14 protein-coding genes and 2 pseudogenes are annotated in these 11,812 nt (G+C 65.2%); 8 read left to right on the top strand and 8 right to left on the bottom strand.

Annotated elements, in window-relative coordinates; genetic code table 11:
- The 3 genes and pseudogenes from WJW29_RS18355 to WJW29_RS18365 form a co-directional block, all read left to right on the top strand.
- Positions 1–276 (top strand): annotated as a pseudogene (locus WJW29_RS18355) (DUF2875 family protein); the annotation flags it as partial.
- Positions 273–419: a membrane protein gene (locus WJW29_RS18360; protein WP_012443701.1), complete on the top strand. Its 147-nt coding sequence runs from the start codon at positions 273–275 to the stop codon at positions 417–419. The pseudogene WJW29_RS18355 and the gene WJW29_RS18360, both read left to right, overlap by 4 nt.
- On the top strand, positions 409–690 hold the full coding sequence (locus WJW29_RS18365) for a PAAR domain-containing protein (protein WP_229002670.1): 282 nt from the start codon (positions 409–411) through the stop codon (positions 688–690). The genes WJW29_RS18360 and WJW29_RS18365 overlap by 11 nt, the downstream gene beginning before the upstream one ends.
- A gap of 119 nt (positions 691–809) precedes the next feature.
- Here WJW29_RS18365 and mnmG read toward each other — a convergent pair whose 3' ends face one another.
- The 3 genes from mnmG to WJW29_RS18380 form a co-directional block, all read right to left on the bottom strand.
- A complete protein-coding gene (mnmG, locus tag WJW29_RS18370) occupies positions 810–2,714 on the bottom strand; it encodes a tRNA uridine-5-carboxymethylaminomethyl(34) synthesis enzyme MnmG (RefSeq protein ID WP_011257198.1) in 1,905 nt (634 codons plus the stop codon).
- Positions 2,715–2,974: 260 nt separating this feature from the next.
- Entirely contained in the window at positions 2,975–3,154 is a 180-nt protein-coding gene (locus WJW29_RS18375) for a hypothetical protein (protein WP_075239321.1), read from the bottom strand.
- A gap of 133 nt (positions 3,155–3,287) precedes the next feature.
- Positions 3,288–3,755 (bottom strand): hypothetical protein, encoded by a 468-nt coding sequence (locus tag WJW29_RS18380; RefSeq protein WP_011407290.1) that lies wholly within the window; start codon positions 3,753–3,755, stop codon positions 3,288–3,290.
- Positions 3,756–3,912: 157 nt separating this feature from the next.
- Between WJW29_RS18380 and WJW29_RS18385 the strand changes: the two genes are divergently transcribed.
- The 3 genes from WJW29_RS18385 to WJW29_RS18395 are packed head-to-tail and all read left to right on the top strand — an operon-like array spanning position 3,913 to position 5,936.
- Positions 3,913–4,872: a pyridoxal-phosphate dependent enzyme gene (locus WJW29_RS18385; RefSeq protein ID WP_011257199.1), complete on the top strand. Its 960-nt coding sequence runs from the start codon at positions 3,913–3,915 to the stop codon at positions 4,870–4,872.
- Complete coding sequence (locus WJW29_RS18390; protein WP_011407291.1) at positions 4,857–5,474, top strand: YdcF family protein; 618 nt, start codon at positions 4,857–4,859, stop codon at positions 5,472–5,474. Before WJW29_RS18385 ends, WJW29_RS18390 begins: the two co-directional genes overlap by 16 nt.
- A 42-nt stretch (positions 5,475–5,516) precedes the next feature.
- On the top strand, positions 5,517–5,936 hold the full coding sequence (locus WJW29_RS18395; RefSeq protein WP_113084406.1) for a ketosteroid isomerase-related protein: 420 nt from the start codon (positions 5,517–5,519) through the stop codon (positions 5,934–5,936).
- 252 nt (positions 5,937–6,188) lie between these two features.
- Here WJW29_RS18395 and lpxO read toward each other — a convergent pair whose 3' ends face one another.
- From lpxO to WJW29_RS18420, 5 genes are all read right to left on the bottom strand, one after another.
- Positions 6,189–7,094: a lipid A hydroxylase LpxO gene (gene lpxO, locus WJW29_RS18400; protein ID WP_011257201.1), complete on the bottom strand. Its 906-nt coding sequence runs from the start codon at positions 7,092–7,094 to the stop codon at positions 6,189–6,191.
- Between the two features lie 248 nt (positions 7,095–7,342).
- On the bottom strand, positions 7,343–8,227 hold the full coding sequence (gene bioC / locus WJW29_RS18405) for a malonyl-ACP O-methyltransferase BioC (protein WP_011257202.1): 885 nt from the start codon (positions 8,225–8,227) through the stop codon (positions 7,343–7,345).
- A gap of 63 nt (positions 8,228–8,290) precedes the next feature.
- Positions 8,291–9,073 carry an SDR family oxidoreductase gene (locus tag WJW29_RS18410; RefSeq protein ID WP_011257203.1) on the bottom strand — a complete coding sequence of 261 codons (783 nt, stop codon included), beginning with the start codon at positions 9,071–9,073 and terminating at the stop codon, positions 8,291–8,293.
- A 44-nt stretch (positions 9,074–9,117) separates the two neighbouring features.
- Positions 9,118–9,879 (bottom strand): pimeloyl-ACP methyl ester esterase BioH, encoded by a 762-nt coding sequence (gene bioH / locus WJW29_RS18415; RefSeq protein ID WP_011407292.1) that lies wholly within the window; start codon positions 9,877–9,879, stop codon positions 9,118–9,120.
- Between the two features lie 163 nt (positions 9,880–10,042).
- Positions 10,043–10,372 (bottom strand): hypothetical protein, encoded by a 330-nt coding sequence (locus WJW29_RS18420; protein ID WP_011257206.1) that lies wholly within the window; start codon positions 10,370–10,372, stop codon positions 10,043–10,045.
- 41 nt (positions 10,373–10,413) lie between these two features.
- On the opposite strand from WJW29_RS18420, the pseudogene WJW29_RS18425 reads away from it, so the two are divergent.
- Positions 10,414–10,614, top strand: a pseudogene (locus WJW29_RS18425) (transposase); the annotation flags it as partial.
- Positions 10,615–10,690: 76 nt separating this feature from the next.
- Complete coding sequence (locus tag WJW29_RS18430; RefSeq protein ID WP_011407293.1) at positions 10,691–11,782, top strand: DUF4380 domain-containing protein; 1,092 nt, start codon at positions 10,691–10,693, stop codon at positions 11,780–11,782.
- Positions 11,783–11,812 lie beyond the last annotated feature (30 nt).

Raw genomic sequence — 11,812 nt, forward strand, 5'->3', positions numbered from 1 at the left:
GCCGAGGGCATCGAACTGGACGACAAGCACGAGGGCTACGACATCGGTCGGCGGCTGGGCAATACCGGCGTCAGTTCCGCGCTAGTGCAGATCGCGCTGGGCATCGTCTCCGGTTACGACGATGGCCGCACCAGTGCCACCGTCAACCTGACCCCGGATGGCTATGCGGGCATCGTAATGGTCAGCCCGCCCGACGAAGCCAGCAAAGCGGCCGCAATCCAGCACGGGAAGCATCCGTTCTACGACCTCTTGCGCGACAAGAAGGCCACACCATGAGCCGCGCATTCATCGTCGAAGGCGATGCCCACAGCCACGGCGGCCATGTGCCGGCCGGTTCCGAACACGCAGGCATTGATGGCCAGGCAGGCGTGCGAAGGGCATCCAGCGATATGCCCCTTGCATGGACGTATGCACATTGAAGGTGCCTCCAGTCATCTGAACATCCATGGGCGCAAGGCCGCGCTGGACGGCGACAAACTGGCCTGTGGCGCTACACTCATCGCTGGGAGACAGGGCCGACTCAAGTTCCAAGTGCAACACTTTTCTCCACTGCAGACCCGCGTTTTCTGTCAAAACACTGGCTCACGTAACTTTTGCACAATCAATGGCCTGCTGGGCTGTCCGTCCATACGTTGCGCTAACAGCAGGTCTCTCGAGCTGTTGCACTTGACTCTTGAGACCGCCCTGTGATGACAGCCTCGCGCTTGTCTGCTGCGATCGGATGGATGTCCATGACGTGGCTGTCCTTGCGTATGACGTGCCTAATCATCACTAGCCCGCACAGGTGTTTCCTGGCGGGCAGCGATGGCTCACGCCACCCGATGACGTCGCGCGCGCTCCAGATGCACCAGCAGCAGTGAGATCGCTGCCGGGGTCATGCCGGGAATGCGTTGTGCCTGGCCGATGTGTTGCGGGCGCACGTGCTCGAGTTTCTGTTGCACTTCAATCGACAGACCACGCACGCCAGCGTAATCGAATCCTTCGGGGATCGGCGTGGTTTCGTGGCGTTGCTGACGCGCGATGTCGTCGCGCTGGCGATCCAGGTAGCCAGTGTACTTGACGCTGATCTCGACCTGTTCGGCCACCTGCGCATCGTCCACGCCCGGCCCCAGCGTCGGCACCCGCATCAAGGTGGCGTAGTTGAGTTCGGGGCGCTTGATCAGATCCAGCACGTTGGTTTCGCGGCTGACCGTCACGCCCAGCGCGTCGGCGACCTCGCGGCCCAGGGCATTGCCCGGCGTGGCCCACAGCGCCGACAACCGCGCGGTTTCCCGCTGCACGGCTTCTTGCTTGGCCGAGAAGCGCGCCCAGCGCGCGTCGTCGACCAGACCCATCTCACGGCCGGCGCCGGTCAACCGCGCATCGGCATTGTCCTCGCGCAGCTGCAGTCGGTATTCGGCGCGGCTGGTGAACATGCGATACGGCTCGGTGGTGCCATGGGTGATCAGATCGTCGACCAGCACGCCCAGGTAGGCTTCGTCGCGGCGCGGCGACCATGCCGGCAGGCCATGCACGTGGCGCGCGGCGTTGAGCCCGGCCAGCAGCCCCTGTGCGGCGGCCTCTTCGTAACCGGTGGTGCCGTTGATCTGCCCGGCAAAAAACAGCCCGCCCACCGCTTTGGTTTCCAGCGAGGCCTTGAGCCCGCGCGGGTCGAAGAAGTCGTACTCGATGGCGTAGCCGGGGCGGGTGATATGCGCTTGCGCAAAGCCATGAATTGAACGCACCAGCGCCAGCTGCACATCGAACGGCAGCGAGGTGGAGATGCCGTTGGGATAGATCTCGGCCACGTCCAGGCCTTCGGGCTCGACGAAGATCTGGTGGCTGGTCTTCTCGGCGAAGCGCACCACCTTGTCCTCGATCGACGGGCAGTAGCGTGGGCCGATGCCTTCGATCTGCCCGGAATACAGCGGTGAGCGATGCAGCGCGTTGCGAATGATGTCGTGGGTTTGCTCGGTGGTCTGGGTGATCCAGCAGCTGACCTGGCGCGGATGGTCGCTGACCTGGCCCATGAACGACATGACCGGCAGCGGGTCGTCGCCTGGCTGCTCGCCCATCACGCCGTAATCGAGCGTACGCCCATCGATCCGCGGCGGCGTGCCGGTCTTGAGCCGGTCGATCGCGAACGGGCGCTCGCGCAGACGCGCGGCCAGCGTGGTGGCCGGCGGGTCGCCCAGGCGCCCGGCCGCGTACTGGGTGTCGCCGACATGGATCTTGCCGGCCAAAAACGTACCGGCGGTCAGCACCACCGACGGCGCTTCGAAGCGCAGCCCGGTCTGGGTGATGACCCCGCGCACGCTGTCGGCTTCGCAGGTGCCGTTGTGGATGATCAGATCGTCCACTGCCGCCTGGAACACGGTCAGCTTTGGCTGAGCCTGGACGATGCAGCGGATCGCAGTGCGGTACAGATTGCGGTCGGCCTGGCAGCGCGTGGCACGCACGGCCGGCCCCTTGGAGGCGTTTAGCGTGCGCCACTGGATGCCGGCCAGGTCCGCTGCGTGTGCCATCGCCCCGCCAAGCGCGTCGATCTCCTTGACCAGATGGCCCTTGCCGATCCCGCCGATGGCCGGGTTGCAGCTCATTGCGCCCACCGTTTCGATGGTGTGGGTCAGCAGCAAGGTGTGGGCACCGGCGCGGGCCGACGCCAGGGCGGCCTCGGTGCCGGCATGGCCGCCGCCGATCACGATGACGTCGTAGCGATAGAAAGAGTCGGACATGGGCGTGGACTAAGAGCGGAAAGGAGAAAACGACCGTGGAAGTATCGGCTGAAGGGTGCTTGAGGTCACGCATTCACTGAAAATGTGGTTTAATTCACAATTTTAAACAGCGACCCTCAAGTTGGCATGTTTCGTGCGGATATCCCTCCTGCACCCGTCGTGGCATTGCGACATGGGCGCAAAGGCTGGAATTGGAACAGGGGCCAGCCGCGCGTGCGATGGGGTAGCGTAAGGGTCGGTAGTCGGGGGACTGCCGACCCTTAATTTTTTGCGTTTTTCTGCCAGTCGGCGGCTGCGCCTTCTTTCGCCGCAGCCCTTGCACAGCAACATCGAATAAACACAGAAAGCCCCGGCATGCCGGGGCTTTCTGTGTTGTAGGCGCCGATATCCGACAGGGCCGGAACAGGGGGGATCCAGATTTCCCTGTCGGACATCGACATAAGTCGGCCAGTGGGGCGGGCCGGGTCAGAAGATGACGTGGCTGGTCACACAGAGCAACCAGCTTGCGGCCAATCGTCAGCTGGACACAAGCCCCCACTATCGCTAATTGTGGACCGTGTCGCAGTCAGGGGCCTACGGAATCTGTGCGCGGGTGTTGCGTGGTGCGGTTTGCCGTTGAATCTCGTGAATGACCCGTGGTGGTGCCCCGATACGGGGCGGTGGCCGAGACGGCTGTGCGCCGGTCGCAGGAGACCGGTCGGGTTGTTGGGGAAGCGAATCAGCGGGGCGTGAGCCGTTGTAGAACGATCCGTTAGGGCGCGGCGGGCGGTACTGCGGACGGCGATCATACTCCCGATAGTAATAGCTGCCGCGGTAGACCGGATACACCGGGTAGTCGTAAAGACCGATCGAACCGGCACCGTAGCCGTACGGCAAACCGTACGGGTTGCCGTAGAAGTACGGGGAGTAGCCAGGCGGATAGCGATACTGCACGTCAGGTGCGCCACGGTAATAGCCGCCCGACCCAGCGCCGGTGTAGTCGTAGGTTGCGCAGCCGCTCAGGGCCAATAGCCCGGCGGCGAAGATCAGACGGAATTTCATGAATGGTGCCCTCTTGCAACCATGATGTCACTTTCGAACCGATGCATTGAATCGGTCCTTCATTGTGCAGCAACGCGGCGCTTTGTCATCGATCCAGCCCGCGCGGCGGCAGTGCGTGCGACCCGTGAAGAGGGAGCGATACGTTAATCTTGCAGGCATGATCGAGACGGTCCCTCTTGCCCATTCCGACGTTCTGCAAGCCGCTGCGCGGATCGCGCCGCACTGCGCGCCGACACCATTGCTGACATCGCACAGCCTGGATGCGCTCAGCGGTGCACGGTTGTTCTTCAAGGCCGAACATCTGCAACGCAGCGGGGCCTTCAAGTTCCGCGGGGCGTGCAATGCCGTGTGGTCGCTGCCGGACGAGCGGACTGCACATGGGGTAGTGACGCATTCATCCGGCAACCACGGCGCGGCGCTGGCGCTGGCCGCACGCACGCGTGGCATGGGTTGCCATGTGGTGGTGCCCGAAGGCGCGGTGGCGGCCAAGCTGGCCAATATTTCCCGGCATGGCGCCACCTTGTGGCGCTGCGCACCGACCATCGCAGCGCGTGAACAGCTATGCGCCGAGGTGCAGGCCAGCAGCGGTGCCACGCTGGTGCACCCGTATACCGATGTCGCGGTCATCGCCGGCCAGGGGACGGCCACGCTGGAGCTGCTGCATCAAAGCGGTGGCCTGGACGTGCTGGTGGCGCCGGTCGGCGGTGGCGGGTTGGCGGCCGGTGCCGCGCTGGCGCTGCGCTGCGCACCCGGCTGCGAGCTGGTGCTGGCCGAGCCGGCCGGCGCAGCCGATACCGCGCGTTCGTTGGCGGCAGGCCAGCGGCTGGTCGATTTTGTGCCGGACACTGTGTGCGATGGTCTGCGCGGCACCTTGGGCGCGCCCAATTTCGCGCTGCTGCAGCACGCCGGCGCGCAGGTGATCACAGTCGACGATGCCGCGGTCGTCCAGGCGATGCGGCTGATCTGGCAGTTGCTCAAACAAGTGGTCGAGCCGTCTTCGGTGATCACCCTGGCCGCGGTGCTGGCCGAGCCGGCACGGTTTGCCGGGCGCCGGGTGGGCTTGATCCTGTCTGGTGGCAATGTCGATCTGGATGCCTTGCCATGGGCCGCGGCGTGAGCAGCCGTTCGCGCGGGCTCGGCCTGTTGGGCTGGGGTTGGCGGTTGTGCATGCCGGCACTGATCTGGCTGGTGGCGGTGGCGGGCTGGATCGTGTGGATCGGTGACCGCGACCAGGCCGCGCCGGCCGATGTCATCATCGTGCTGGGTGCAGCTGCCTACGATGCGCGCCCTTCGCCGGTGTTCGAAGAACGCATCCGGCATGCGCTGGACCTGTATGCGCAGGGCTATGCGCCGCGGCTGTTGTTTACCGGCGGCTTCGGCAACGGCGCGCGCTTTGCCGAATCGCAGGTGGCCCGACGCTATGCGCTGCGCCACGGCATTCCGCCGGAAGCCATCGTGATCGAAACCACATCGCGCACTACCCGGCAGAATCTGGAGCAGGCGCGCACGCTGATGGAACGGCACGGCATGCATCGGGCGATCATCGTCAGCGACCCGCTGCACATGGCGCGCGCGCTGCGGCTGAGCCAGGAACTGGGCATCGACGCGCTGGCCTCGTCCACGCCGAGCACGCGCTTTCGCAGCTTCCATACCAGCTGGCGCTTTCTGTTGCAGGAGTTGTATTACTTCCACCGCGATTTGCTGGTGCAAGGGCCGTGACTGCAGGCCTATGATGCGGCTTTCCCAGCGGCAGGTTCGAGCATGAGCGAGACCCATCGGCAACACGCCATCGGCCTGGTCCAGGACTATTACGCAGCATTCAACCGTGGCGACTGGGACGGCATTTTGGCGTTTCTGGCCGACGACGTTGCCCACGACCTCAATCAGGGCGCGCGCGAAATCGGGCGGGCCGAATTCGCCGCCTTCCTGCAACGTATGAACGACAGTTACCGCGAGCAATTGCGCGATGTCGTCGTGATCGCCAACGACGATGGCACCCGAGTCGGCGCCGAGTACGTGGTGCATGGCGTCTATCACACCACCGACGAAGGTCTGCCGGAGGCTACCGGGCAGACCTATGTACTGGCGGGCGGTGCGTTCTTCGACGTGCAGGGCGACAAGATCACCCGCGTCACCAACTACTACAACCTGCAGGAATGGATCGCGCAGGTATCGCGCTGAGTGCATCGACCGGCATGGGACGCGCTGCGTCGCAGCGCACCTGGGCGCGATGAGGGATTTCCGGGAAGACTGATCGCGCCCGGGTGCGCGCCGACGTGGTTGGTCTCGGCGTGATGGCGAGACAGTACATGGCCTGCCTGGGCCGATCGGCATGGGCGGCCAGACCCGTGTAGAAGCGCGCTGGCGCGCGATTGAGCGTCACCGGTAACGCCGCATCGCGCGCAAGCGCGCTCCTACACGGTTGGTCCGGCGTTACAGCAACACGATCCCGACCACCACCAGCACGAAGATGCTCCACTTGAGCGCTTGGTACAGCGGGTTGTTGCGTTCCTTCAATGCCTTGGCCTTGAGGCGCGCCGCATAGAAATAGCGGAACACGCGGTTGATGCCGCCGGTCTTGTCGCCTTCCTGATTGGGCGAGGCGCCGGCCGAGAGCAAGCTGCGGCCGACGAAGCGGTTCACCGCCGCTGCCCAGCGCCAACGCATCGGGCGCTCGATATCGCAGAACAGGATGATGCGGTCCTGGTCGGTGTCGTTGCGCACGTAGTGAATGTAGGTCTCATCGAACATGGTCCACTCGCCATCGCGCCAGCTGTGGCGCTGGCCGTCGACATCGATGAAGCAACGGTCGTCGTTCGGTGTGGCCAGGCCCAGGTGCAGGCGCATGGAGCCTGCGAACGGGTCGCGGTGCGGGCGCAATTCGCTGCCCGGCGGCAGTTCGGCGAACATCGCCGCCTTCACCGCAGGGATGGACTTCAGCAAGGCAGTGGTCTGCGGACACAGTTCGGCCGCCGACGGGTGCGCGGTGCCGTACCACTTCAGATAGAAGCGCTTCCAGCCACGGCGGAAGAACGAATTGAAGCCGATGTCGGTATAGCCGTCGGCGGCGCGGATCTTCTGCATCTGTTGCAGCGCCATCGCTTCGTCGCGTATCAGCAGCCAGTTGGCGAGTAGTGGCGCCAACTCCGGAAATTCCTTGCCGGGATCGATGAACGGCGTGGTCGGCACCCGCGAACACAGGTACATCAGCGTGTTGATCGGGGCCATGAAGGTGGAATGGTCCAGCATCTGCCGGCTGAGCCGGTGCCGCACGCGACCACGGTAATGGATATAGAGCGCCGATGCGATGAACAGCGCGATGAGGAGCCACTTCAACATGGGGGAGGCCGATTGAGGGCGGGGTGCCGCAAACGTGAGAGCGGCTGCCAAGACGCGGACGCAGCCCTGCTGCGTCGTGTCGGTAGCCACCATCGAACAAGGTGAGCCGCAACAGGGACGTGCGGCCGGTCACTTCAGAATTCTAGCAAGTGTGGTCACCGAGGCTGACAGCTGAGCCTTGGCGTGGGCGCAATACTCTGTGTCTCACCGGTAGTGGCTACGCAACGCCTGGCGTTCTGTACCGCCGCTCAGTCGATGCGGCGGCGGATCGGGATGGCGCTGACCGGCACGCTGGCGACGTCGTGCCCGTGTTCGCGGATGGGCGCGCCCGGTGCCGGTGCCCAGGCATGGGCGTAGATCACTTCCCAGGAGCTGGGCAGGGTGCAGTCCGGCCGCCGCAGCGGTTCGTAGGCAGCGCTTGCCGCTGCAAACCGGCCACGTCCGGTGAGGGTGGCGCGGCGGTTGCTGAGCGCGTTGGTGGCGCCCATCGCGCGCAGTTCGTGCATCAACGCGGGCAGGTCGTTGTAGGTCAGGGTGAACAGGTCGCGGTCCAGCACAGGATCGCGGAAACCGGACATCAACAGGGCATCGCCGAACTGGGCGATCGGCGGAAAGCGGCTGACGTGCGGGGCCGGGTCGGTCTGCGCGAAGGCGTCGCGCAATTCGATCAGCGTTTCCGGGCCGAAGGTGGAACACAGCAGCAGCCCGCCTGGGCGCAGGGCGCGGCGTAACCCGGCGAACACGGCCGGCAGGTCTTCCACCCACTGCATGCAGAGATTGCTGAAGATCACATCCACGCTGCCGTCGGCAACGGGCAGCGCGCGCGCATCGGCGCACACCTGTGCGAAGGGCTTCCACCAGCCGGCGGCCTTGCGCGCCTGGCGCAGCATCGGCATGGCTTGATCGAGCGCGATGACCTGCGCCTTGGGCCAGCGCTTCTTGATCGCGCCGCTGGCATGGCCGGGGCCGGCACCGACATCCAGCACCACCTTGGGCACCTGCGCGCCCAGGTAGTCGAGCGATTCGAGCAGGCGCGCTTCCGCTTCGCGCTGGAGTGCGGCGGCGGCGGTGTAGGTGCTGGCAGCACGCGCAAAGGCGCGCCGGACGTGGCGGGTGTCGAAAGTACTGTTCATGGCGCCGCTATTGTCGCCGCTGGCAGAGGCGGAGGGAATCGATGCGTGATGCGTGGCGCCGCGCTAGAACGTGCCGGGATAGCTGCCGCCGTCGATCAACAGATTCTGCACGGTGATGTAGCCGGCCTGCGCGCTGCACAGGAAGCCGCAGGCTGCGCCGAATTCGTCCGGCTCGCCAAAACGCGCTGCAGGGATGCCCGCACGCTTGCGCTCGGCGACCTCTTCGGCGGTGCTGCCCTGCTGCTGCGCGATAGCGGCGAAATTGCCGCGCAGCCGGTCGGTGGCGAACTGCCCGGGCAACAGATTGTTGATGGTGACGTTGTCGACAACGGTGTTGCGCGCCAACCCGGCGACGAAGCCGGTGAGGCCGGCACGCGCGCCGTTGGATAGGCCAAGGATGTCGATCGGCGCTTTCACTGCGCTGGAGGTGATGTTGATGATGCGGCCAAAGCGGCGTGCGCGCATGCCATCGACGGTGGCGCGGATCAGTGTGATCGGCGCCAGCATGTTGGCGTCCAATGCGCGCAGCCAGTCGGCGCGTTCCCACTGACGAAAATCGCCGGGCGGCGGGCCGCCTGCGTTGTTGATCAAGATGTCGATCTGCTGGCAGGCGGCGAGTGCGGCGCTGCGTCCTTCCGGCGTGGCGATATCGGCGACCACGCTGCGCACCTCGCCAGCGCCGGGGAGTGCGCGCACTGTGTCGGCAGCCCGTTCCAGTGCATCGCGGCCGCGTGCGGCGATCGCCACATTGACGCCTTTGCTGGCCAATGCGCGTGCGCAGCCCAAGCCCAGCCCTTTGCTTGCGGCGCAGACCAAGGCCCAGCGGCCGGCGATTCCCATATCCATGCGATGCGTCCTCGATCAGCGATGTCGCATGGTCGATGATCCGCTCATGGCACGGACGCAACGAAGCGTTGCAGTGCCTCGCTTACCTGATCTGCGTGACCAAGAAACGGTGCGTGGCCGCCGCCGGCAATGGTAAGCGCCTGCGCGTGCGGGCTGAGCGCGGCGGCGGCATGCATGCCGGCGGCAGGCACCAGGCGATCGCGTTGCCCGGCGATCCACAGGCTGGGGCGTGCGAGTTGCGGTAACGCGCGGCGCAGGTCTGTGCGCTCGAGCAGGCTGAGCCCTTGCTGCAAGGCCTCCGGCGCCGGTTCGCCGCGCGCGGTGAGCGTTTCGCGCAGGCTGCGCAGTTCGCTGCGTGCATGTGCCGAGCCGAGCGTGTCCAGCGCAAGAAAACGCTCCAGGGTGCCGCGATAGTCGCGCGACAACTCGGTACCGAATTGCACGAACAACTCACGCTGGACGGCATCGGGCCAATCGCTGCCACGCACGAAGCGCGGCGTTGCAGCGATCATCGCCAGTCCGCGCACCTGCGGCAGGGTGGCGGCTGCATGCAGCGCGAACAGCCCGCCCAGCGACCAGCCGAGCCACACCGCCGGCGGCGTGGCGGCCGCAATCTCAGCGACCACGTACGGCAACGCCAGCGGTGTGCTGTCGTCGCGACTGAAGCCGTGCCCGGGCAGGTCGACCAGATGCAATTGATAGTGCGGTGCCAGGCGCTCTACCAGCGGGGCGAACACCCCGCCGTGCAGTGCCCAACCATGCAGAAGAACCAGCGCAGGCCCGTGGCCGATGACATCGATATGCATGTGCGCATTGTCGCCGATTGTTGCGTGCCGGTACGCGTTGATTGAGACGCGTTGGTGCTGCGACACGGTGCAGAAATACCAGACGGTGGTGGCCTTCTCGCCGATTGCAGTTTACCGATTGGCGCTTGGATGTATGGGCACGGCGCTGCGGCGGCGCGTGGTGTCACTGCGTGGTGGTTGCACGCAGCGCAACGATCTTCGGGGCCAGTAACGCCCACTGCGTGCGCGCATCACCGCGCCGGCACCAGCGCGCTGGCCAGCACCAGCGCCGTGCACGTCGCGCCTGGATCGTGGCCGCCAACCAGTCGGGGTCGAATCCGTCCCAGACGCTGGCCACGCTGCGCAGATTGCCAATCAGCACCGGATGCACTTCGTGCAACAGCATCATGCGCAGCTGTTCCAGGCGGAATGGCGAGGCAGCCAGAACGTGCGCGACGCTGTCGTCGTCGCGACTGTCGTTGTCCAGATACAACCGTGATAACGCTTCCCACACGCGACGTTGCGCTGCTGTGGCTGAGCCTGGTGTCGCTAGGTGTCGAATCCTTCAACGGCCGGCTACGCAACGAATGCCTCAACGAACATTGGTTTCCAACGCTGCTGCATGCGCGCACCGAGATCGAACGCTGGCGCCGCGAATACAACGAACACCGCCCAAAGAAAGCAATCGGCGCAATGACGCCGGCAACGTATGCCCAGCAGTTGGCCAATAGCGATATCATCAACCCCGGACTCTAAACCCGACTGCTACTCAGATTGGGGGGACGTCGATGCAGCGGGCCACAATCCCGAGGCCCTTGTTTGGAATCGCGATATGTCCAACTCGCCGAAGCTTGTCGTTCCTCTGATGGTGACCGGTGCAGTTGCGCTGCTGTGCATGACGTCGTCAGGCGCAGCGACGCCCGCACCCGCCGTAGAGTGCATCCAGTTGCGCAGCAAGGCGGTTGAGTTGAGCGCAACGCCAGCCTTTGGGGGGCGTGTGCTGTCGTTCAATCTGCGCGGTCAGCCGAATGTTTTGAAAGTCGGCGCTGCGGTCGAGCAACAGCCTGCGCCTGAGGTTTCAGCCGCTTCGGGGGATATTGCGTATTTTGGCCATGATGTGTGGGTTGGGCCGCAGAGTCAGTGGTGGTTGCACCAGCAGCTCAACCACGAACGTCAGGCGGCGGCCGCGGTTTGGCCGCCAGACCCGTATCTGTCGCTGGCGCACACGCACCTCGCCCGGCGGAGTCATGACGCGTTGGAATTTGAAGGCGTGCCCAGCCCGCTGACCGGGGTGCAATTACGCAAGCAGATCCAACTTTCTGCAGGGCGCGCGGACACTGTGGAGATTCAGGCCAGCGCACGCAATATCCGTACGGAAGCGATTGCTTGGGACCTCTGGTTCAACACGCGCGTTGCGGCCACGACCCGAGTCTTTGTACCAGTTGCTGCTGCGGGAGATATTCGTGTGCAGCCGCCGAGCGAGGCCGGGACGACTGCGCCGCGGTTTAAGCGCGCGCGCGGCGTCTTTGCCCTGCGCGCCGATGCGGGCCAAGACGGACTGATCCAGCGCGGCAAGCTGTTACTGCAGCCATCTGCGGGATGGATGGCCGGTTTTGCTGGCGGGCAGGTGTTGCTGATCCGCTTCGCGCATCAACCGCTGGCGGCAATCCATCCTGAGCAGGGGCAGGTGGAGTTGTATCTGGATACGCCACGCCGGCATCCAGAGCAGGGGCTGCTGGAAATGGAGGTGCACGCGCCCTATCGACAGCTCGCGCCAGGGGCGCAGATGCAGGCGCAGGAGCAGTGGACGTTGCTGCGCTACACCGGGCCGGATGAGGAGCAGGCGCAGCGGCAGTTCCTCTGCAGCCAGGCCAAAGCGCTGGCGCTGGCCAATGCCTGCGATGCGCCGTCCGCGCCGCGCTGAGGCGCGCATTCACCTCGAAGCCGGGCTGTG

This window comes from Xanthomonas sp. JL1, from assembly GCF_038405005.1.

Coding starts and splice junctions, on each gene's coding strand:
- WJW29_RS18360 (WP_012443701.1), top strand. CDS start 273: ATGAGCCGCGCATTCATCGTCGAAGGCGATGCCCACAGCCACGGCGGC.
- WJW29_RS18365 (WP_229002670.1), top strand. CDS start 409: ATGCACATTGAAGGTGCCTCCAGTCATCTGAACATCCATGGGCGCAAG.
- mnmG (WP_011257198.1), bottom strand. CDS start 2,714: ATGTCCGACTCTTTCTATCGCTACGACGTCATCGTGATCGGCGGCGGC.
- WJW29_RS18375 (WP_075239321.1), bottom strand. CDS start 3,154: ATGTCGATGTCCGACAGGGAAATCTGGATCCCCCCTGTTCCGGCCCTG.
- WJW29_RS18380 (WP_011407290.1), bottom strand. CDS start 3,755: ATGAAATTCCGTCTGATCTTCGCCGCCGGGCTATTGGCCCTGAGCGGC.
- WJW29_RS18385 (WP_011257199.1), top strand. CDS start 3,913: ATGATCGAGACGGTCCCTCTTGCCCATTCCGACGTTCTGCAAGCCGCT.
- WJW29_RS18390 (WP_011407291.1), top strand. CDS start 4,857: ATGGGCCGCGGCGTGAGCAGCCGTTCGCGCGGGCTCGGCCTGTTGGGC.
- WJW29_RS18395 (WP_113084406.1), top strand. CDS start 5,517: ATGAGCGAGACCCATCGGCAACACGCCATCGGCCTGGTCCAGGACTAT.
- lpxO (WP_011257201.1), bottom strand. CDS start 7,094: ATGTTGAAGTGGCTCCTCATCGCGCTGTTCATCGCATCGGCGCTCTAT.
- bioC (WP_011257202.1), bottom strand. CDS start 8,227: ATGAACAGTACTTTCGACACCCGCCACGTCCGGCGCGCCTTTGCGCGT.
- WJW29_RS18410 (WP_011257203.1), bottom strand. CDS start 9,073: ATGGATATGGGAATCGCCGGCCGCTGGGCCTTGGTCTGCGCCGCAAGC.
- bioH (WP_011407292.1), bottom strand. CDS start 9,879: ATGCATATCGATGTCATCGGCCACGGGCCTGCGCTGGTTCTTCTGCAT.
- WJW29_RS18430 (WP_011407293.1), top strand. CDS start 10,691: ATGTCCAACTCGCCGAAGCTTGTCGTTCCTCTGATGGTGACCGGTGCA.